This is a genomic window from Burkholderia sp. 567 (assembly GCF_040545115.1).
Lineage (GTDB): Bacteria > Pseudomonadota > Gammaproteobacteria > Burkholderiales > Burkholderiaceae > Burkholderia > Burkholderia ambifaria.
Map to the genome: position 1 here is coordinate 139,640 of NZ_JBEPLG010000009.1, position 20,652 is coordinate 160,291.

16 protein-coding genes are annotated in these 20,652 nt (G+C 69.0%); 9 read left to right on the forward strand and 7 right to left on the reverse strand.

The features are described from left to right. Positions 1–159: 159 nt before the first annotated feature. Together ABIC50_RS25055 and ABIC50_RS25060 are read left to right on the forward strand one after the other, a co-directional pair. On the forward strand, positions 160–1,740 hold the full coding sequence (locus tag ABIC50_RS25055) for a glycoside hydrolase family 68 protein (protein ID WP_126225331.1): 1,581 nt from the start codon (positions 160–162) through the stop codon (positions 1,738–1,740). A 154-nt stretch (positions 1,741–1,894) separates the two neighbouring features. Then, on the forward strand, positions 1,895–3,502 hold the full coding sequence (locus ABIC50_RS25060; protein ID WP_354167544.1) for a glycoside hydrolase family 32 protein: 1,608 nt from the start codon (positions 1,895–1,897) through the stop codon (positions 3,500–3,502). Positions 3,503–3,566: 64 nt separating this feature from the next. On the opposite strand, the gene ABIC50_RS25065 is transcribed toward ABIC50_RS25060, so the two are convergent. Continuing rightward, the gene (locus tag ABIC50_RS25065) at positions 3,567–4,316 is read right to left on the reverse strand and encodes an SDR family oxidoreductase (RefSeq protein WP_041491642.1); all 750 of its coding nucleotides are present in this window, start codon (positions 4,314–4,316) and stop codon (positions 3,567–3,569) included. A 148-nt stretch (positions 4,317–4,464) separates the two neighbouring features. Further along, the gene (locus ABIC50_RS25070) at positions 4,465–5,382 is read right to left on the reverse strand and encodes a LysR family transcriptional regulator (protein WP_354167547.1); all 918 of its coding nucleotides are present in this window, start codon (positions 5,380–5,382) and stop codon (positions 4,465–4,467) included. A 311-nt stretch (positions 5,383–5,693) separates the two neighbouring features. Here ABIC50_RS25070 and ABIC50_RS25075 point away from each other — a divergent pair, with 311 nt between their 5' ends. Genes ABIC50_RS25075 through ABIC50_RS25095 form a run of 5 tightly spaced genes read left to right on the forward strand, consistent with a single transcriptional unit; the run spans position 5,694 to position 10,986 of the window. Beyond that, positions 5,694–6,392 (forward strand): TetR/AcrR family transcriptional regulator, encoded by a 699-nt coding sequence (locus ABIC50_RS25075; protein WP_354167813.1) that lies wholly within the window; start codon positions 5,694–5,696, stop codon positions 6,390–6,392. Further along, positions 6,389–7,351 carry an HlyD family secretion protein gene (locus ABIC50_RS25080; protein WP_354167550.1) on the forward strand — a complete coding sequence of 321 codons (963 nt, stop codon included), beginning with the start codon at positions 6,389–6,391 and terminating at the stop codon, positions 7,349–7,351. The genes ABIC50_RS25075 and ABIC50_RS25080 overlap by 4 nt, the downstream gene beginning before the upstream one ends. Then, complete coding sequence (locus ABIC50_RS25085) at positions 7,348–8,319, forward strand: ABC transporter ATP-binding protein (RefSeq protein ID WP_354167553.1); 972 nt, start codon at positions 7,348–7,350, stop codon at positions 8,317–8,319. The genes ABIC50_RS25080 and ABIC50_RS25085 overlap by 4 nt, the downstream gene beginning before the upstream one ends. Next, positions 8,316–9,470, forward strand: coding sequence for an ABC transporter permease (locus tag ABIC50_RS25090; protein ID WP_175662846.1), 1,155 nt, complete (start codon positions 8,316–8,318; stop codon positions 9,468–9,470). The genes ABIC50_RS25085 and ABIC50_RS25090 overlap by 4 nt, the downstream gene beginning before the upstream one ends. A gap of 10 nt (positions 9,471–9,480) precedes the next feature. After that, positions 9,481–10,986 (forward strand): efflux transporter outer membrane subunit, encoded by a 1,506-nt coding sequence (locus tag ABIC50_RS25095; protein WP_354167556.1) that lies wholly within the window; start codon positions 9,481–9,483, stop codon positions 10,984–10,986. A gap of 164 nt (positions 10,987–11,150) precedes the next feature. Here ABIC50_RS25095 and ABIC50_RS25100 read toward each other — a convergent pair whose 3' ends face one another. Together ABIC50_RS25100 and ABIC50_RS25105 are read right to left on the reverse strand one after the other, a co-directional pair. Then, positions 11,151–12,368, reverse strand: a complete 1,218-nt coding sequence (locus ABIC50_RS25100) for a porin (protein ID WP_105832780.1) — start codon at positions 12,366–12,368, stop codon at positions 11,151–11,153. A 470-nt stretch (positions 12,369–12,838) separates the two neighbouring features. Then, entirely contained in the window at positions 12,839–13,903 is a 1,065-nt protein-coding gene (locus ABIC50_RS25105) for a phytoene/squalene synthase family protein (RefSeq protein WP_011658703.1), read from the reverse strand. 358 nt (positions 13,904–14,261) lie between these two features. Between ABIC50_RS25105 and ABIC50_RS25110 the strand changes: the two genes are divergently transcribed. Beyond that, entirely contained in the window at positions 14,262–15,407 is a 1,146-nt protein-coding gene (locus ABIC50_RS25110; protein WP_175659326.1) for a glycerophosphodiester phosphodiesterase, read from the forward strand. 284 nt (positions 15,408–15,691) lie between these two features. Here the strand turns inward: ABIC50_RS25110 and ABIC50_RS25115 are convergent, their stop codons facing one another. Together ABIC50_RS25115 and ABIC50_RS25120 are read right to left on the reverse strand one after the other, a co-directional pair. Continuing rightward, positions 15,692–17,317 (reverse strand): rhodanese-related sulfurtransferase, encoded by a 1,626-nt coding sequence (locus tag ABIC50_RS25115; RefSeq protein WP_354167559.1) that lies wholly within the window; start codon positions 17,315–17,317, stop codon positions 15,692–15,694. Positions 17,318–17,418: 101 nt separating this feature from the next. Further along, complete coding sequence (locus ABIC50_RS25120; protein ID WP_354167562.1) at positions 17,419–17,985, reverse strand: cysteine dioxygenase family protein; 567 nt, start codon at positions 17,983–17,985, stop codon at positions 17,419–17,421. A gap of 74 nt (positions 17,986–18,059) precedes the next feature. Between ABIC50_RS25120 and ABIC50_RS25125 the strand changes: the two genes are divergently transcribed. After that, positions 18,060–18,983 (forward strand): LysR family transcriptional regulator, encoded by a 924-nt coding sequence (locus ABIC50_RS25125; protein ID WP_354167564.1) that lies wholly within the window; start codon positions 18,060–18,062, stop codon positions 18,981–18,983. Positions 18,984–19,044: 61 nt separating this feature from the next. Here ABIC50_RS25125 and ABIC50_RS25130 read toward each other — a convergent pair whose 3' ends face one another. Beyond that, positions 19,045–20,388, reverse strand: a complete 1,344-nt coding sequence (locus ABIC50_RS25130; protein WP_354167567.1) for an acyl-CoA dehydrogenase family protein — start codon at positions 20,386–20,388, stop codon at positions 19,045–19,047. Positions 20,389–20,652: the final 264 nt, after the last annotated feature.

The following is a 20,652-nucleotide window of genomic DNA, read 5'->3' on the forward strand; positions in this document are numbered from 1 at the left end:
AAAACCCGCTTGCGCGGCAATTATTGCCGATTGGTAGTTATTACCGTCAAATATTTATCTTTTGACGTCCAAACCGGTTTGAAATAGCATCCGAACCGGTTTGGACATCGATGCCACCTTCAGCCGTTCCCTTTCACCGTCAACGGAAACAAAGCCGACATGACTTATTTTCCTTTTTGCCGCGCGACTGCGGCCAAACGTTTGCTGTTCACCGGCGCCGCACTGGCCGCTTTCGCGTCCGCCGCGCATGCCCAGACCGCCGGGGCGCCCGCGCCGACGCCGCACACGCAGCAGGCCTACGACCCCGAGGGCAACTTCACGATGCGCTGGACCCGTGCGGACATCCGCCAGATCGTCGCGCAGTCGCATACGGCCGGCGCCGACAAGAATTCGCTGCCGCAAGCGCTGTCGATGCCGGACATTCCGCAGGACTTCCCGCTGATCAACTCCAACGTGTGGGTGTGGGACACCTGGCCGCTGGCCGACCTGCGCGCGAACCAGCTCAGCTACAAGGGCTGGGAAGTGATCTTCTCGCTGACCGCCGACCCGCACGCCGGCTACACGTTCGATGATCGTCACGTCCATGCGCGCATCGGCTTCTTCTATCGCCGGGCCGGCGTTCCCGCATCGCAGCGGCCGGCGAACGGCGGCTGGATCTGGGGCGGCCATCTGTTCCCGGACGGCGCGAGCGCCAAGGTGTTCGGCACGTCGCCGATGACCAACAACGCCGAATGGTCGGGCTCGGCGCGCCTCACCCACGGCGACAACGTCAGCCTGTACTACACCGCGACGTCGTTCAACCGCTCGGCACCCGGCGGCGCCGACATCACGCCGCCGCAGGCGATCATCACGCGCGCGGACGGCCATATCCAGGCCGACGACAAGCACGTGTGGTTCACCGGCTTCGACGATCACAAGGCGCTGCTGCAGCCGGACGGCAACTACTACCAGACGGGCCAGCAAAACACCTACTTCTCGTTCCGCGATCCGTTCGTGTTCACCGATCCCGCGCATCCGGGCAAGACCTACATGGTGTTCGAAGGCAATACGGGCGGCCAGCGCGGCGCGCGGACCTGTACCGAGGCCGACCTCGGCTACGCGCCGAACGATCCGTACAAGGAAGACCTGAACGCGGTGATGAACTCCGGCGCAGTGTATCAAAAGGCCAATGTCGGCCTGGCGGTCGCGACGAACCCGCAGCTCACCGAATGGAAGTTCCTGCCGCCGATCCTGTCCGCGAACTGCGTCGACGACCAGACCGAGCGTCCGCAAATCTACCTGAAGGACGGCAAGTACTACCTGTTCACGATCAGCCACCGCACGACGATGGCCGCCGGCGTCGACGGACCTGACGGCGTCTACGGCTTCGTCGGCAACGGCATCCGCAGCGACTACCTGCCGCTGAACGGCGGCAGCGGGCTCGTGCTCGGCAACCCGACCGACTTCTCCGCGCCGGCCGGTGCGCCGTATTCGCAGGACCCGAACCAGAACCCGCGCGAATTCCAGTCGTATTCGCACTACGTGATGCCGGGCGGGCTCGTCGAGTCGTTCATCGATGCGATCGGTCCGCGTCGCGGCGGCACGCTCGCGCCGACCGTGAAGGTCAACATCAACGGCACGTCGACGGCAGTCGACCGCAGCTACGGCCGCGGCGGCCTCGGCGGGTACGGCGAGATCCCGTCGAACCTGCCCGCGACGGGCGCCGGCCACAACGACGGCGGCTCCGGCACCCGGCCGTAACGGCCGCGGCCGCCTGGCCGCCAGTTCGGCGGGTACGCATCGCGCGTGCCGCGTGTGCGCCCGCCTTTTTTTGTTTCGCAGATCGCGCATGTCGCCGCCGTACGCGGCATGCGCCCTTCCTTCCCGCTTCGCGCAGCGGAGCACGGGCCCCCGCATGAAATCGACGTTTTCCCGCTTTTCCTTCCGGTTCGCCTGCCTGCTCGCCTGTGCGGGCAGCATGCACGCAACCTTCGCCGCGCCGCCCGCGAGCGCGACGCCGCAATGGCGACCCGCCATCCATTACACGCCGCAACGCAACTGGATGAACGATCCGAACGGCCTCGTCTACGAGAACGGCCGCTATCACCTGTTCTACCAGTACAACCCGCTCGGCAACGACTGGGGCAACATGTCGTGGGGCCACGCGACCAGCACCGACCTCGTCCACTGGCGCGAGCAGCCGGTCGCGATGCGCGCGAACGCCACGGAGGAAATCTTCTCCGGCTCGATCGTCGCCGACACGCACAATACGTCCGGCCTCGGCGCACCGGGCGAGACGCCGCTCGTCGCGCTCTATACGAGCGTCTACAAGGCCGGTTCCGGTCACGCGCCCGGCACGCAGGCGCAGTCGCTCGCGTACAGCCTCGACCACGGCGCGACGTGGCAGCCCTATGCGCGCAATCCGGTGCTCACGCTCGATCCGGAATCGAAGCAGTTCCGCGACCCGAAGGTGTCGTGGTACGCGCCCGGGCGCTACTGGGTGATGACGACGGTCGTCGCCGACGCACACGTCGTCAAGCTTTACCGTTCCGACGACCTGATCCACTGGGCGTTCCTGAGCGACTTCACGCTGCCGGACGTGCCGCATGCGGGCGCGCTGTGGGAAATGCCCGACCTCGTGCCGCTGCCCGTCGACGACGATCCGCGCCACATCAAGTGGGTGATGATCGTCAACGTCAACCCGTGGTCGATCGCCGGCGGCTCCGGTGCGATGTATTTCGTCGGCAATTTCGACGGCCGCACGTTCGTCCCCGACCGCGTCGCGCCGGCCGGCTCAGACCCCGCGCAATTCCGCTGGGTCGATCACGGCGCCGATTTCTATGCGGCCGGCACGTTCTCGGGTGCGCCGGGCGCACGCCCCGTCGCGATTGCGTGGATGAGCAACTGGGACTACGCGGCGAAAGCGCCCACGGCACCCTGGCGCGGCGCGATGACGCTGCCGCGCGAGTTCGCGCTGAAGACGATCGGCGGCGAACCCACGCTCTTCGTGACGCCGGCCGCCGCGTTCGATGCGTGGGCCGACGGGCGGCCCGCCGTGCATGAAGGCGATCTGAGCGTCGAATCCGCCACGCGCGCGCTGTCGGCCGCCACGCGCGGCGTCGTTCAGCGCATCACGGTGACGATCGAGCCGCGGCGCGCGGCCCGCGCCGGGGTGATCGTCCGCGGATCGGCGGACGGCGCGATCGGCACCCGGATCGTGTACGACACCGCGAAGCGCACGCTGACGCTCGACCGCTCCCGCTCGGGCGCGACGGATTTCGCCGGAAACTTCAGCCGCGAGCACATCGTCGATCTGCCGCTGGAGAACGGGCGATTGCAGCTTGAAATCGTCGTCGATCGCGGTTCGGTCGAAGTGTTCGCGAACGGCGGTCGCGTGGCGCTCACGGACCTGATCTTTCCGCCGCGCGAGGCGGACCGCGTCGCCGTGTTCGCCGAGCATGGCAGCGCGACGTTCTCGGGGCTGACGGTGACGCAGCTCGATGCGGGTCACGCAGCGCGCTAGCGATACGCATTGACGGCGGGGCTGCGCCGCCCGACGAGGCGCTGCAGCCCTGCCGGTTTCACGCTCAGAGCAAGCCCATCCCGCCCGACGCGATGATTTCCGCGCCGACGATGAAGGCGGACTCGGGCGCGCTCAGGTGCAGCACCGTCGACGCGATTTCGTCCGGCGTGCCGAACCGACCGATCGGGACGAGGCCCCTGATCTTGTCGGCCGTCTCGTCGAGCGCTGCCGCATCGAGGCCGAGCTTACCGTACAGCGGCGTCTGCACCGGCCCGGGACTCACCACGTTCACCCGCACGCCGTGCGGCAGCAATTCCGTCGACAGCGTCTTCGCGAACGAATTGACGGCCGCCTTGCTCGCCGCATACACGGACGAACCCGGCATCCCGATGTGCGCGTTGATCGACCCGTTGATCACAATCGACGCGCCGCGGTTCAGCAGCGGGACGAGCGACTGGATCTGGAAATACGCGCCCTTCACGTTGGTGTTGAACACGAGGTCCCACATCGCCTCGTCGCTATCCGCGAACGGCGCGAGTTTCGCGACGCCCGCATTGATGAACACCGCGTCGAGCCGCACGCCGGACGCCGTGAGCGCGTCGGCCAGCGCCCGCGCCGACGCGACGCTGCCGGCCTCGTTGCGGATCGCGAGCGCGCCGTCGCCGAGCGTTTCGCGTGCGGCGGCGAGCGTCTGCTCGTCGCGGCCGGTGATGACGACTCGCGCGCCTTCGGCCGCGAATGCCCGTGCGGCCGCCAGGCCGATGCCGCTGTTGCCGCCCGTGACCAGAACCGTCTTTCCTTCGAAGCGTTGCATGATGTTCTCCTGTGAACCGGTGAGTTGACCGTGAACACAGGATGCGCTCGGCCCGCGGCCGTGCCGTGCGATCGGCACGGCAGACATGTTCGAAATTTTCGAACGTGTTCGTGGATGGCGCCTCACGTCGCGTGGCCGCCTCGCGCGCTCAGCCCGACACGTCGATTCCGTCGAGCAGCCGCTGCGCGAGCCGCGGTTCGCGCAGTTGCTCGAGCCACCATTGCAGCGCGCGGCCGTCGCAGTCGCTGCGCCATGCGACATACAGCACGTTCGGTTCGCGCGGATCGGCCGTTTCCTTCTCCACGAGCTCGCCGCGCGCAAGCAGCGACGCGACGCGCCGGCGCGGCACCCAGCCGACGCCGAGCCCGTCGCGCTGCGCGAGGATCTTCGCGCGCATCGACGGCACCGCGAGCACCGCCTGGCCGCCGAGCAGCCCGTACACACGGCCGACCGACCGCCGCGACGAATCCGCGACGACCACCGCCCGATGCGCGCCGATCGCGTCGCGGGTGAGTCGCTCGCTCGCCGCCGCCAGCGGATGGCGCGGCGATACCGCGAACACCCATTCCATCGCGCCGAGCTCGAACCATTTGAAGCCCGGAATCGCCGGCGGCTCGTTGGTCGCGCCGACGACCAGATCCGCGCGGCCGTCGCGCAGCGCTTCCCAGGTGCCGCCGAGCACTTCGTGCGTGAAACGCAGCGACACGCCCGAATCGAGCGCATCGAACGCGCGAACGACCGGCAGCAGCGTATCGAACTCCAGCACCTCGTCGCTGACGATCGTCAGCCGGTCCTCCCAGCCGCTCGCGACCTGCCGCACGCGCTGCGTGAGCCGTGCGACGTCCAGTGCGAGGCGCGATGCCTCGTCGGTCAGCAACTGGCCGGCCGGCGTGAGCTGCAGCCGGTAGCCGCGCCGGTCGAACAGCAGCGCGTCGAAGCGCGTTTCGAGCTGCCGCGCGGTGTGCGACACCGTCGACGGCGCCTTGCCGAGCCGCGCGGCCGCGCGCGACAGGCTGCCGGTGGCGCGGATCGCATCGAGCAGCGCCAGTTCGTCTTCGGACAGCATGGGGGCACTCCGGTCGGGGATTGTGGTGGATCGTAAGGCAGCGGCGGGCGGCGGTCCAATTGAATGACGAGGTGCCGGGATCAGTGACGCCCTTTCAGGCGCGTGCCGTGGCGGGCGCGCGCCTGCTTCACGACTGCGTTCCCCGCCGCTTCCTCATTAGCCGCTCCCTACACGCCGCCACCCGCGCACGGCCCCGCGCAGCGCCACCTCCCCGCTCATGCGCCCCGCCATTCGGCCTATGCCTGATCTCGATCAACGCGCGCGAAAACCCTTCCTTGAAATTAACTAACTCATCAATTAGCGTCGTCTGCATGAACGCGAAATCCGCCGTCGCCAGGCCGCGCGGGCGCCGCCCGTCGGTGGAAGACTTCGACCTGCGCGATCACATGCTCGACGTGGCGATCCAGCTGTTCGCCGAGCACGGCATCGCCGCGACGACGGTCGCGCAGATCGCCGCGGCCGCAGGCGTCACGTCGGCGATGGTCCACTACTACTTCACGAATCGCGAGCAACTGCTCGACGCGATCGTCGAGGAGCGGCTCGCGCAGGTCATCGCGTTCGTGTGGCGGCCGACCGCGCCGCAGATCGAAAACGATCCGTTCGCGCTCGTCGCCGAACTCGTCGACCGGTTCTTCGACGTTACGCATCGCATGCCGTGGCTGCCGTCGATCTGGCTGCGCGAGATCGTCCACGAAGGCGGACTGCTGCGCGAGCGGATGGTCCGCCGCATTCCGCTCGAGCATGTCGGGCGTTTTGCCGAACGCATCCGCGCCGCGCAGCAGGCCGGCACGCTGAACCCGTCGCTCGAACCCGCGTTCCTGTTCCATTCGATCATCGCGCTCGTCATGCTGCCGCTCGCGACCGCGAAGCTGTGGCAAAGCGCGCGCGGCCTGCCGCCGATCGATCGCGACGTGCTGCATCGCCACGTCCGCGCGCTGCTCGGCTCCGGCCTGCAGCCGCCCGTCACCGCGCCGGATGCGCGCGCTCGCGCGCCGCGGAGGCCGTCGTGAGCACGGCCCGCGCGCTGCCGCTCGCGCTGGCCGTCGCCGCGCTGCTCGGCGGTTGCGGACGGCCGGCCAACACCGGCACGACCTACCAGGGCTATGTCGAAGGCGAATTCGTGTACCTGTCGTCGTCGCAAGCGGGCACGCTGACCCAGCTGTCGGTCGAACGCGGCCAGGCCGTCGCGGCCGGCACGCCGGTGTTCGCGCTCGAAGCCGTCAGCGAAACGGCCGCGCTGCAACAGGCGCAGCATCAGCTTGCGGCCACACGCGCGCAGCTTGCCGACCTGCAGACCGGCAAGCGCCCGCCGGAAGTCGCGGTCACGCGTGCCCAGCTCGCGCAGGCCACCGCACAAGCGGCGCGGGCCGCCGCGCAACTCGCGCGCGACGAACGCCAGTACGCGGCCGGCGGCCTGTCGAAGCAGCAGCTCGACGATACGCGCACGTCCGCGCAGACCACCGCCGCGCAGATGCGCGAACTGCAGAACCAGGTCGATGTCGCGCGTTTGCCGGGCCGCGCGCAGCAGGTCGCCGCCCAGGCCGCGCAGGTCGACGCCGCGCAGGCCGCCGTGGCCGAAGCGCAATGGAAGTTCGACCAGAAGCGCATCGCCGCGCCCGCCGACGGGCGCGTGTACGACACGCTGTACCGCGTCGGCGAATGGGTGCAGGCCGGCAATCCGGTCGTGCAGATGCTGCCACCGCAGAACCTGAAGGTGCGCTTCTTCGTGCCGGAGGCGGCCATCGCGTCGCTCGCCCCGGGACGCACGATCGCGATCCACTGCGACGGCTGCGCGGCCGACGTGCTCGCGCGCATCACCTACGTGTCGCGCGCGGCCGAGTACACGCCGCCGGTGATCTACAGCAACGAGAGCCGGAGCAAGCTCGTGTTCATGGTCGAGGCGCGCCCGGCGCCCGCCGACGCGCCGAAGCTGCATCCGGGCCAGCCCGTCGCCGTGAGGGTGCGTTGAACGCGCCGGCCGCTCCGTATGCGATCGACGTCCACCGCCTGAACAAGCGGTTCGGCGACAAGCACGTCGTGAAGGACGTATCGCTGCGCGTCGCGCGCGGCGAAATCTTCGGCTTTCTCGGGCCGAACGGCAGCGGCAAGACCACGTCGATCCGGATGATGTGCGGCCTGCTCACGCCCGACTCGGGCAGCGGCACCTGCCTCGGCTACGACATCGTGCGCGACAGCGCGCAGATCAAGCGGCGCGTCGGCTACATGACGCAGCGCTTCTCATACTGGGAAGACCTGTCGATCCGCGAGAACCTCGATTTCGTCGCGCGCGTGTACGGGATGCCCGATCGCCACGCAACCGTCGCGCGCGCGCTCGACGGGCTCGGTCTCGCGAGCCGTGCGGATCAGCTCACGGGCGCGCTGTCCGGCGGCTGGAAGCAGCGCCTCGCGCTCGCCGCGTGCATGCTGCACGAGCCGGAGCTGCTGCTGCTCGACGAACCGACCGCCGGCGTCGACCCGGCCGCGCGCCGCGACTTCTGGGAAGAGCTGCACCGGCTCGCCGCGCAAGGGATCTCGGTGCTCGTCAGCACGCACTACATGGACGAGGCCGAGCGCTGCCACAAGCTCGCGTATATCGCGGCCGGCGAACTGCTCGCACAGGGCACGTCGGCGGAGATCGTCGCGTCGCAGCACCTGTCGACCCGCGCGATCACGGGCGGGCACCTGACCGAACTGTCCGCGCAACTGCGCACGATGCCGGGCGTCGATCAAACCGTCGTGTTCGGCTCCGCGCTGCACGTGAGCGGCCGCGATCGCGCGCGGCTCGACGCGACGCTCGCGAAGGTGGCGGCCGAGGCCGGCGCGCGCACGGACGGTCGCGCCTCGCTGCAGATCACGCCGATCGACACCGGGCTCGAAGATGTCTTCATCTACATGATGGGCCGCGCCTCCGGGCCGCCCGGCGGAGCGTCGTCATGAACGCGTGGGCGGGCCTGCGCGAATCGTTCTCGGTCGCGCGCTGGTGGAGCATCGTGCTGAAGGAATTCCTGCAGCTGCGCCGCGATCGCGTCACGTTCGCGATGATCGTCGGCGTGCCGATCATCCAGCTCGCGCTGTTCGGCTTCGCGATCAACACCGATCCGAAGCACCTGCCGACCGCGGTGATCGTCGCCGATTCGAGCCCCTTCGCACGCAGCTTCATCGCCGCGATGCGCAACTCCGCGTATTTCGACATCGTCGCGACGCTGCCCGACGAAGCGGCCGGCCGGCAGGCGCTCGCGCGCGGCGACGTGCAGTTCGTGCTCAGCGTGCCGGCCGATTTCTCGAAGCGGCTGCTGCGCGGCGAGCATCCGTCGCTGCTCGTCGAGGCCGACGCGACCGATCCCGTCGCGACCGCGTCGGCGATCGGCGCGCTGACGGGTCTCGTGCAGCCCGTCGCGGACAAGGACCTGACGGGCCCGCTCGCGCGCCTGAACGGCCGCCCGGCCGCGTTCGACGTCGTGCTGCACCGCCTGTACAACCCCGAGGGGATCACGCAGTACAACGTCGTGCCGGGCCTGATGGGCGTGATCCTGACGATGACGATGGTGATGATGACCGGCCTCGCGATCACCCGCGAACGCGAGCGCGGCACGATGGAAAATCTGCTCGCGACACCCGTGCGGCCGCTCGAGGTGATGACGGGCAAGATCGTTCCGTACGTGTTCATCGGGCTGATCCAGGTGTCGATCATTCTCGCCGCCGCGCGGTTCGTGTTCGAGGTGCCGTTCGTCGGCGGCGTGTTCGCGATCTACCTCGCCGCGCTGCTCTTCATCGCCGCGAACCTGACGGTCGGCATCACGCTGTCGTCGCTCGCGCAGAACCAGTTGCAGGCGATGCAGCTCGCGGTGTTCTACTTCCTGCCGAACATCCTGCTGTCGGGCTTCATGTTCCCGTTCGCCGGGATGCCGAAGTGGGCGCAGTTCATCGGCAACCTGCTGCCGCTCACCTACTTCAACCGCCTCGTGCGCGGCATCCTGCTGAAAGGCAACGCCTGGGCCGACCTGTGGCCGTCCGTGTGGCCCGTCGCGCTGTTCACCCTCGTCGTGATGAGCGTCGCGCTGCGCTTCTACCGGCGCACGCTCGATTAAGGGCCGCTCGATGAAACCGGCTTCGCGTCGCACATTTCATGTTGCCCACGCTGCCCGCGCTGCCGGCGGCGGCGCGCTGGCCGCGATTGCGCTGCTCGCCGGATGTGCGGTCGGGCCGGATTTCCGCACGCCGGAGCCGCCGGTCACCCAGCAGTACACGCGCGATGCGGCGCCCGCGACCACGGCGGCCGCCGGCGGCCCGGCCGGCGACGCGCAGACGTTCGCGTCATCCCCGCACACGCTGCAACGCTGGTGGACGGAATTCGGCTCCGAACCGCTCGACCGCCTCGTCGACACCGCATGGCGCAACAGCCCGACGCTCGCCGAGGCCCGCGCGCGGCTCGACGAAGCGCGGCAGAACCATGCGGCCGAAGCCGGCGCGAAGATGCTGCCGCGCGTCGACGCGAACCTGTCCGCCACGCGCGAGAAGGTCGACATCGCCGCGTTCGGGCTGCCCGCCAACGTGCCGAATCCCGGGCCGTTCACGCTGTATGACGCGTCGGTGAGCGTGTCGTACGCACTCGACGTGTTCGGCGGCAACCGGCGCGCGCTCGAAGCGCTGCGGGCCCAGGTCGACTATCAGGCGTATACGCTCGACGCCGCGCGCCTGACGCTCGCGGGCAACGTCGTCGCGACCGCGATCCTGCGCGCGTCGCTCGCGCAGCAGGTCGCGCTCACGCGGCAGCTCGTCGACGCGCAAGCGCGGCAGTTGCGCATCGTCGAAGCGCGCTTCGCGGCGGGGGGCGTGTCGCGCGCCGACGTGCATGCGCAGCGCGCGCTGCTCGCGCAAACGCAGGCATCGCTGCCGCCGCTCGCCGCGCGCCACGCGAAGGCCGGCCACCGGCTCGCGATCCTGCTGGGCGCGCCGCCGTCGGACGAAGCATTGCCCGACCTCGCGCTCGACGCACTCGCGCTGCCCCGCACGCTGCCGGTCGCGCTGCCGTCGACGCTCGCGCGCGAACGGCCCGACATCCGCGCGGCGGAGGCTGTGCTGCACCAGGCGAGCGCGAACGTCGGCGTGGCCACGGCGAACCTGTATCCGCGTTTTTCGATTTCGGCGGGGATCGGGTCGGAGCGCACGCGCATCGCGGATATCGTCAGCGGACTCAATGTGTGGAACGTCGGGCTCGGCCTCACGCAGCCGCTCTTCCACGGCGGCGAATTGCGCGCGCGGAAACGCGCGGCCGAAGCGGCATACGACGCCGCGTTCGCGAGCTATCGGGAAACCGTGCTGCTGGCGCTTCAGCAGGTGGCCGACGCGATGCGCGCGGTCGAACACGATGCGGCCGAATTGCAGGCGAGAGACGACGCCGCGCAACAGGCGGCGGCCAGCCGCGCGATTGCCGGCGACCGCTACGCGGCGGGCGGAATCAGCCTGATCGACCTGCTCGACGCACAGCGACAGGTATTGCAGACCGCGCTCGAGCGCACCCGTGCGCAAGCCGACCGGCTCGCGGATACGGCGGCGCTGTTCCAGGCGCTGGCCGGAAACTGGACGGATGATTCGCACCGCTGACCGGCACGATGGCTCGACGATGCATCGCCGGACGCGGCCCGATCGACAACCGTACTCGCGCTATTCGCTATGCGCCCGGCGCGTAACGACGAAAAAAAAACCGGCCCGAAGGCCGGTTTCTTCAACCCGCATGCCGTGAGCGGCGCTCGCGCGCCGCGCGACATTTAGAAGCGGTGGATCAGGCCGACGCCGGCCGCGATCTGGTTCTGCTTCGAACCTGCGCCCACGCCGTCGCCCGTCGACGTCGTCGCGAGGATCACGCCGCCCGTCGGGGTGAGCGTGTTGCCGCTCGCGTGCTGGTAAGCCTCAACTGCGTACAGGCCCGTGCGCTTCGACAGGCTGTAGTACTGCGACAGCGTGACCTGATGGTACTTGGCCGCGCTCGAGATGCCGTTCGACTGGGTCGCACGCGTGTACGAGTAGCCTGCCGCGAAGTCCCACTGCGGTGCTGCCTTCCAGTGCAGCACGGCGCCTGCCGTGTTGAAGATTGCAGTGTTCCGGAAGCCCGACAGCGTACCCGGGATGTATTGCACGTTCGAGTACGAAACCGAAACGTCCCATGCCGGCGTGAACTGATAGCCTGCCGTCACCGCGAGACGCTGTTGCGCCTGTGCCGTGCGGTAGCCGTTGTTGATCGACGACACGGCCTGTTCCGCACCGTTGCCGCTCGTGTCCAGACCGTTCTGCGCGGTCGAGTTCGCGCCCCACACACCGCCGCCGAGCGTCGCGTTGTTGATACGCTGGAAGCCGACCGCGATGCCTGCCGGGCCGTTCAGGTACTGGATCGCCGCGCTCCACGTCGAGCCGCGGTTCACGCTGCCTGCGACGCCGCCGAACGAGTACGAACCGCCGACCGTGAAGCCGTAGAACTTCGGCGACATGTAGACGAGCGAGTTGTTCGCGCGGTAGCTGGTATCCAGCGAATCGATATCACCCGGGTGCGCGCCGTAGTAGCCGGTCAGCCAGGTCGTCGGGCTGTACGGCGACAGCAGCGTGTAGTACGCGGTGTACTGGCGGCCTGCCGTCAGCGTACCGTACGTCTGGTTGCTCAGGCCGACCCATGCCTGACGCGTGAAGATGCCGTTCGTCCATTGCGACGAACCGTTGTTCGCGTTGAAGCCGGCTTCCAACTGGAAGATCGCCTTCGTGCCGCCGCCGAGGTCTTCGCTGCCCTTCAGGCCGAAGCGGCTGCCCGCCCAAATGCCGGTGGCCATCTGAACCTTCGAGTGACCACCCGTGGTCGCGCCGGTTGCCGACGAGTTGTTCTGGTACGCGATAGCGTTATCGACGATACCGTACAGGGTGACGCTGCTCTGGGCGTGGGCTGCGGTAGCGGCTGCGAGACCCACTGCCGTCATGGCGAAAGCGACGCGCTTTTTCATTGATTCTCCGTCCTCAAAGAATGATTTCTTTTCTGGTGTGGTTTTATGCACATGTGCGAGTACATGCCGGAGCGATTCTGACGGATTACCAATTGTTTCCCAATACGTGCCGTCGGTCATCGTATGATCGACGCAACGCACGGGTTCACCAAACGGTTACATAACACCTGAAAACGCTTACGCGGCGGGGATTTCCGGCATTTCCCGGTGAAAACCCTAGCTTTACATTTTTACGGGTGCATCGCGACCGGGCGGTGTTGTCAGACGCCTTCGGCACGTTTGTTCCGACCAATGCGCAACCGCGATCGACACCGCGATTCACATCGCCGCGCAGGATCGCTTACGTTCGTGACACCCACGTTTCGCGAAACGAAATTTGAAAACGTTTCAGCCCGTGCGGCGGAGATCGGACGGAGCGGCCCGGCGAACGCGGGCCGAAAGAGGATGCCGGCGCCTCGCGCCGGCGACATTCAATGCGACGCGGGTGCCGCGATCCGCGCGTTCACCGCGTCGACCAGCGCGTTGATGCGCGCACGGATCGCCGCGTTCGAACCGACGAGCGCGAGCGACGACGCCATGATCCGGTAGACGCGCTTGCGCGGCACCTTCGCCGGCCGCGCCGGATCGAGCCACGCGTCGTGGCCGGCCAGCAGTTCGAGCGTTTCGAGGCCGATCATGATCGGCCACAGGCATGCGAGCCGCAGACGCACGAAGCGGCGCGGAATCGCCTGCGTATAGAAGCATGCGTCGCGATACTGCGCGAGCGTCGCGCGCAACAGCTCGACCAGCACGCCGCGCGCGCGCGCCGACGCGTCGGGCGACATCAGGTCGGCGACGCCGATGCGATGCTCGGCCAGCACGTCGTCCGGCAGGTAGCAGCGGCCGATCCGCAGGTCCTTCGCGCAGTCGCGCAGGATGTTGGTCATCTGCAGCGCCTTGCCGAAACGGATGCCCTTCTCGCGCATGTCCGCGAAATCCCAGCCGCGCGCGGCCCGCGTGTGCGCGCCGGTCATGTCGGTCCAGAATTCGCCGACGCAGCCGGCGACCAGATACGTGTAGCGATCGAGTTCGTCACGGCTCGGCAGCGACGCGACCTGCCCCGACTGCTCGTCGGGAAACGTGCGCAGGTCGAATTCCATCCCCGACGTCAGCGTCGCGACGACCTTGCGGATCGACGCGCGGTCCGCGTCCGGCTGCGCGCGCAGCAACGCAAGCATCGGCTTCATCGACGCGAGCAGCATGTGTTCGTGCGAATCCGTCTGCATCCGCGTGACATCCTCGAGCGCGCGCGACAGCGCCGCGCCGTCGCCGAGCCGCTCGATCTCGTCGCGCAGGTCGGTCAGCAGCGCCGCGCGGCGCTCGGGCGCGACGAGCGCCGTATCGGCGATCGTGTCGGCCGCGCGCGCAAGCAGGTAGGCCAGACCGACCGGCTCGCGCATGCCGTCGGGCAGCACGCGCAGCGTCAGGTAAAAGGAGCGGGAAACGTTCTTCAGCAGGTCGCCGAGCAGATAGGCGGGATCGGTATGAGTCGTCATGGGTCGCTAAAAATCGACCGGCGCGGGCCCCGCACGCATACGGTGCCGGGGTGCCCGCGCCGGCCGCGAGTCGCCGCGTCGTCGTGCGCGGGCAGGCGTCGGCCCGGCGCGGCGATGCAAAAGTCCCGCAAGTTTAGTGCATCCGGCGCGGCGGCTCTCCAACACGGGTCGGATCGCGTCACGCCGCGCCACCGCGTGTTCCACCGTCCCGCTCATTTTCGTCACAACAAAACAGAAAGGCGAAAGTAATACATATGTAATGATCCGGTGCGACGATCGCGTCCCGTTCGATCCCGTTCAATCCGCGCCGCCGGATCGAGCGCCCTTTCACCGACTTCCGTTCCGAAGGTTCACCGCCATGCTCTTCACGCGCCCGACCGCCCTGCGCTGTATCCCGTTCGCCTGTGCCGCCGCCCTGCTGCTTGCCGCCTGCGGCGGCGACGATATCTCGGCGTCCGATCCCACGCAACCGATCTCAGCGAAGGTGCAGGTGGTCGGCCATCGCGGCGCGAGCGCGCTGCGCCCCGAGCACACGCTCGCGTCGTACCGCAAGGCAATCGAGGACGGTGCGGACGTGATCGAGCCCGACCTCGTCGCGACCCGCGACGGCGTGCTCGTCGCGCGCCACGAAAACGAAATCTCGGGCACGACGAACGTGTCGACGCTGCCGCAGTTCGCGAGCCGCAAGGCGACCAAGACGATCGACGGCACGCAACTGACCGGCTGGTTCACCGAGGACTTCACGCTCGCCGAGCTGAAGACGCTGCGTGCCCGCGAGCGCATTCCGCAGATCCGTCCGGCGAACACCGCGTACAACGATCAGTTCGAGATCCCGACCTTCGACGAGATCGTCGCGCTCGCGAAGCAGATGTCCGCGCAGACAGGCCGCACGATCCATCTGTATCCGGAAACCAAGCATCCGACCTACTTCCAGTCGATCGGCCTGCCGCTCGAGGATCGCCTCGTCGACGCGCTGCTGAAGGATCCGTACACGGCGCGCACGGCGACGGTCTACATCCAGTCGTTCGAGGTCGCGAACCTGAAGACGATCCGCAACCGGATCAAGTCGAGCCAGCCGAACTGGAAGCTCGTGCAGTTGATGGACGAAGCCGGCCAGCGTCCGTACGACTTCGTGAAGGCGAACGACAAGCGCACCTATGGCGACCTGTCGACGCGCGACGGAATGCGCGAGATCGCGTCCTATGCGAACGGCGTCGGGCCGTACAAGACGTCGATCATCGCGGTGGCCGCGGACGGCACGCTGCAGCAGCCGACGCCGTACGTGCGCTATGCGCACGAAGCCGGCCTCGTCGTGCACCCGTATACGTTCCGCCCGGAGAACAACTTCCTGCCCGCGTCGCTGAAGGACGGCGGCACGCCGGCCACGCGCAACACCGCGGGCTCGGTGCGCGAGATCCAGGCTTACCTGCGCGCGGGGATCGACGGCTTCTTCACCGACGATCCGGCCGTCGGCCGCACGGCTGTTGATACGTTCAAGCGCTGAACCGGCTGAATGCTGGACGCGCAGAGCGCGCGGCAACGGGCGCGGCGCACGCGGGGCCGCGCGCCGGTTGGGGGTTGGCGGTTGGCGGTTGGCGGTTGGCGGTTGGCGGTTGGCGGTTGGCGGTTGGCGGTTGGCGGTTGGCGGTCGCCGGTCGCCGGTCGCCGGTCGCCGGTTGCCGGTTGCCGGTTGCCGGTTGCCGGTTGCCGGTTGCCGGTTGCCGGTTGCCGCTTGCCGCTTACCGATTGCCGCTTGCCGCTTGCCGCGCGCCGGTTCCCGCGCCGCGATCAGATCACGCGAAAATGATGCGTGCCGTCCCGCTTCAACTGATCGACCAGCCCGTATTCCCAGTCGAGGTACGCCTGCATCGCGGCGGCCGCGTTGTCGGTGCCTTCGTACGGGCGCCGGTAACGGTCGACACGCGGCGACGCTAGATGCGTTTCGCCGTGCTCGAGCGGCAGCCCCGCATCGATCCACGCTGCCGTGCCGCCCGCCAGCACCGCGATTGCCGCGGAAGCCGGCAGCAACGCACGCGCGTCGTGCGCCGCGAACCGCGCGAGCAGGCTCGATCCGCACGTGAACACGTAGCGCTTCGCCGGCGGGATCGCGGCGAGCGCGTCGCGCAACTGCGCGCGCACGACGAACCACGCGCCGGGAATATGGCGCTTCACGTAGTTCGCGCTGGTCGTCACGTCGACGATCGCGATCTCGCCCGCAGCCGCCTCCTTCAGCCAGCCCGCGAGCGTCGCGGGTGACACCTCGCTCACCTGCGGCGTAGCCGGCACGTCGCGCGGCGGCTGGCCGCGCTCCACGAACGCCGCCGTGCCGGCCGGCTCGACCACGCGCACGTCCCAGCCCATCTGCGCGAGCCACGACGCGGTCATGTCCGCGCGCACGCCGTCGTCGTCGGCCAGCACGATCCGCGCGCCGCGCACGGCCGCGTGATGGTCGGTCTCCTGCACGAGCTGGCCGCCCGGAGTGCTCAGAAAGCCCGGCAGGTGGCCGGCCTCGTATTCCTCCGGCGTGCGCACGTCGAAGCGGTACAGCGTGCGGCCCGGTTCGTCGAGCGCGGCGACGTCCGCGAGCGCGATGCGCGGCACGCCTGCACGCTCGGCCACCGCGCGTGCGGCGCGGCGGGCTTCGTCGCGCTGCGCGGGATCGACGTCGTCCGGAAAGCGTCGCGATGCGCCGCGCTCGAGCGTCTGGCCGGCGAGCGTCCAGCCGATCGTGCCGTTGCGCAGCGCGGCGACCGGGTTCGGCAGCCCAGCGTTGATCAGCGACTGCGTGCCGATGATACTGCGCGTGCGGCCCGCGCAGTTCACCACGACCCGAGTCTGCGGGTTCGGCGCGAGCGCGCGCACGCGCAGCACGAGTTCCGCACCCGGCACGCTCGTCGACGTCGGGATGTTCATCGTCTGGTATTCGTCGAAGCGGCGCGCGTCGACGATCACGACGTCGGCCTGCGCATCGATCAGCGCCTGCACCTCCTGCGCGGACAGCGACGGCGTATGCCGCTCGGCCTCGACCCATTCGCCGAACGACTTGCTCGGCACGTTCACGTCGATGAACAGCTCGCCGCCCGCGGCGAGCCAGCCCGCGAGGCCGCCATCAAGCAGGCGCACGTCGGTATAGCCGAGCCGCGCGAGCGTCGCGGCCGCACGCGGCGCGAGATCCTCGCCGCCGGCTTCGCCGAACACGACGATCGGCGTGTCGCGGCGCGGAATGCGCGTCCACGCGTCGAGTTCGAGTTTCGACAGCGGAAAGTTGGCGGCCCACAGCGGATGGCCCTGCGCGTAAGGATCCTCCTCGCGCACGTCGATCAGCGCGAGCTCGTCGCGGGCCAGCAGGCGCGCGCGTACGTCCTGGTACGACGCGACGGGGAAACGGGAAGTGGAATCAGCGGATTGCGTCACGATGTCTCGGTCGGATTCTGTTGAAGTCGATGAAGAAAGCACACGGAAAACGGTTGAATCTCGCGCCTGCGGGCGGGCGCTGGCGCGGGCGGCATGCGACGTCACGCGTTCGAATAGCCGGACACGAACGGCTTCACGGTCCCGTCATCGAGGAACACCGCGCGTTCGACCGTGCCGATGTTCGCACCGTACACGTGGATGCTGATCGATACCTGATCCGCGAACGCGTTGGTCACGCGATGGACGTCACCGATGCGCGGCGACACGGCCTCGACCTCGCCCGGCTGCAGCCGCACTGCATCGCCCGCCGGCACCGGCTTGCCGGTTGCGTCGAACCGGTAGGGCTGCGAAAACTCGCCGCCGCGCAGCATCCCGATCAGCCCCCACACCGTGTGGTTGTGAATCGGCGTGGTCTGGCCGGGGCCCCATACGAAGCTGACGACGGAAAACCGCTCGTCGGGATCGAGATGCAGCAGGTACTGGCGGTAGCGCTCGGGATCGGGCTGCGCGAACGCGTCGGGCAGCCAGTCGTCGTGCGCAACGAGCGCGGCGAGCAACGCGCCGCCCTCGTCGAGAATGCGCGCCTCGTTCGCGCCGGACGCGAGCAGCGCGCCCAGCCCGTCGACGAACGGATGCAGCGGCGTCTGCCGCAACGAAAGCGTACTCATCGGCCAGCTCCTCGAATATGATGCCGAACATGATGGATCGTCATGATGCCCCTGAAAGACCATGCAGAACAAACATGAAAATTAGCGATATCGACGCTTTTGCAGCGGTCGTCCGCTGCCAGACGCTCAGCCAGGCCGCGACCGAGCTCGGGATGACGCAGCCCGCGATCACGCGGCGCGTCCAGAACCTCGAGGAAGCGCTCGGCGTGACGCTGCTCGACCGCAACACGAAGCCGCCGCGCCCGACCGACATCGGCCGGCAGGTGTTCGAGCAGTGTCGCGCGATCCTGCGCGAAGTCGATGCGCTGCGCGAACTGACGGCCGGCCAGCGGCCGCCCGCCGGCGAATTCCGCGTCGGCCTCACGCAGGGGCTCGGCGAGCTGATGCTGCCCGGCCTGATCGCGCGGCTTGCCGGGCAATGGCCGGCGCTCACCACGCAGGTCACGACCGCCTGGGGCGGCACGCTCGTCGAACGCATCGCGCGCCGCGAGCTCGATGCGGCGCTGGTGTTTCTGGCCCGCGAGATGGTGCTGCCGCCGCAGGTCGCGGGCGAACGGCTGCTGGCCACGCGGCTCGTCGCGGTCGGCCGCAAGGGCGACTGGCCGCGCCGCGCCTATCGGCTTGCCGACTGCCAGGCGCGCGGCTGGGTGCTCAATCCCGACGGCTGCGGATTTCGTGCGGGCCTGCGCCGGGCGCTCGACGCGCAGGGGCTGCCGATGCCGGTCACGCTCGACACTTATGGCCGCGACCTGCAGTTGCAGAGCGTCGCGAACGGCTTCGGCATCGGGTTGATGCCGCTGCCGCTGCTCGACGGCAGCCCGCTGCGCGACGCGCTCGACATCGTGCCGCTCGCCGATTTCAAGCCGCAGATCGATCTGTGGCTGCTGCACCGGCAGGACGCCGCGCGCTTCACCGCGCCGCTCGCGGCCGTGGCCGCGCATGCACGCACGGCGTTCGCGCTGCCCGCGGATGCCGCCGCGCACGACGAGGCCGCTTGACCAGGCCCGACGACGCAGGCACGGCGTCGTCTCGTTTCCGCTGACCGCCACGCCACCGCGCTCACGCATCGTGTCGAGCGGATGCCGGCGCGTTGCGTGACGTCTCGCCCGCGTGCGGCTCCGGCGTCGCGCTCCGCGCCGCCGCCTCGAGCGCCGCCGCCTCGAGCGCCGCACGTCCGGCGGCGACCGCGATCGCGTCGTCCTGTGGCGTATGCACGCGGCTGCACAGAACGTCGCGATAGTGACGTTCGAGCGGATTGCTGCGGCTCAGCCCGTGATTGCCCGACAGCTTCAACGCGTGCTCGACGGTGCGGATCGCCTGCTCCGTCACGGTTCGCTTGACGAGGCCGCTCGTCGTCACCGGCGGTGCATCGCCGGCATCGGTGCGTGCGATGTGCGCGTCGAGCAGCACGCGGTTCGTGTGCAGCCACCCTTCGATCTCGCCGACGGCCTCCTGCACGCGCGGCAGCGTCGCGAGCGGCGCACCGAGCCCGCTCGGCGCGCGCGTCGTCGCGAACTCGAGCAGCCAGTCGCGCGACGCACGCGCCACCGCATCGTAGAGACTGCCGAGCAGCGCGACCATCCAGGCCTGCTGGTCGGCCTGCGCGTCGACATCCGCATGACTCGCGGCCGACACGGCCCACGCATCGGGCGCTCGCACGTCCACCGCATGATCGGCGGGCAGCCGCACGTCGTCGAACACGACCTCATGGCTGCCCGATGCGCGCAGGCCCAGGTGATTCCAGCTTTCGATCACGCGGATGCGCACATCGTCCCCAGCGTGGCGCTCGCGCGGCACGAGGAACACGCCGACCCGCGGCTCGGGCTCGTCGGTGCGCGCCCATACGGCCAGCCAGCGCAGCGCCGGAATGCCGGTGCAGTACAGCTTGTGGCCCGACAGCCGCCAGCCGTCGCCGTCGCGACGCGCAACCGTTTCGGGCAGGCCGCCGCGCGACGGCGACCCGAGCGCCGGCTCGACACGCAGCGCGTTGATCAACGCGCCTTCGTCGACCGCACTGTCGAACACCGCATGCCGCAGGCGCGCGGGCCAGCGGTGGTCCGCGCGGCCGAGCGCGCGATGCTGCAGATACGTCATCGTCAGCACCAGCGCGGTCGCGGGATCGGCGCGCGCGACCGCGGCCACGATGCGGCTCGCCTGCGCGAGCGTCGCACCCGCGCCGCCATGCTCGCGCGGCACGACCTGCGCGATCAGCCCGGCGCGATGCAGCCGCGCGAAGTTCTCGTGCGGGAAGCGGCCGTCGACATCGTTGCGGGCGGCGTCGGCCGCGAGTTCGGGCGTAAGACGCTCGAGCAGCGCGGCGACGCGCGCATCGTCGGCAGGCAGGTGGCGCAGCGACGACTGTGAAGGCGCTGGCGACGAAGAAGCGGCAAGGCTGGCGGACATCGGTACGGATTCCCTCGGTGACTGGGTAGCGGGTAGCCAAGCAACGTAAAGGCGGTGACGGCGGAGATCGATCGGCACGCGGCGCGGCGGCTCGTGAAGCCGGCGGCGCTCGGCGCCGATCGGGCGGCGACCGAAGCCCCGCACGACAGGCGGCCGGCGCCCTTTCGCTTCGATCGCGAGCCCACAGCGTATGCGCAGCGCACACGCGCCCAAACCATGCAAATCTGATATTCAAATCCGGATTGATTATTTCCATTCCGCATG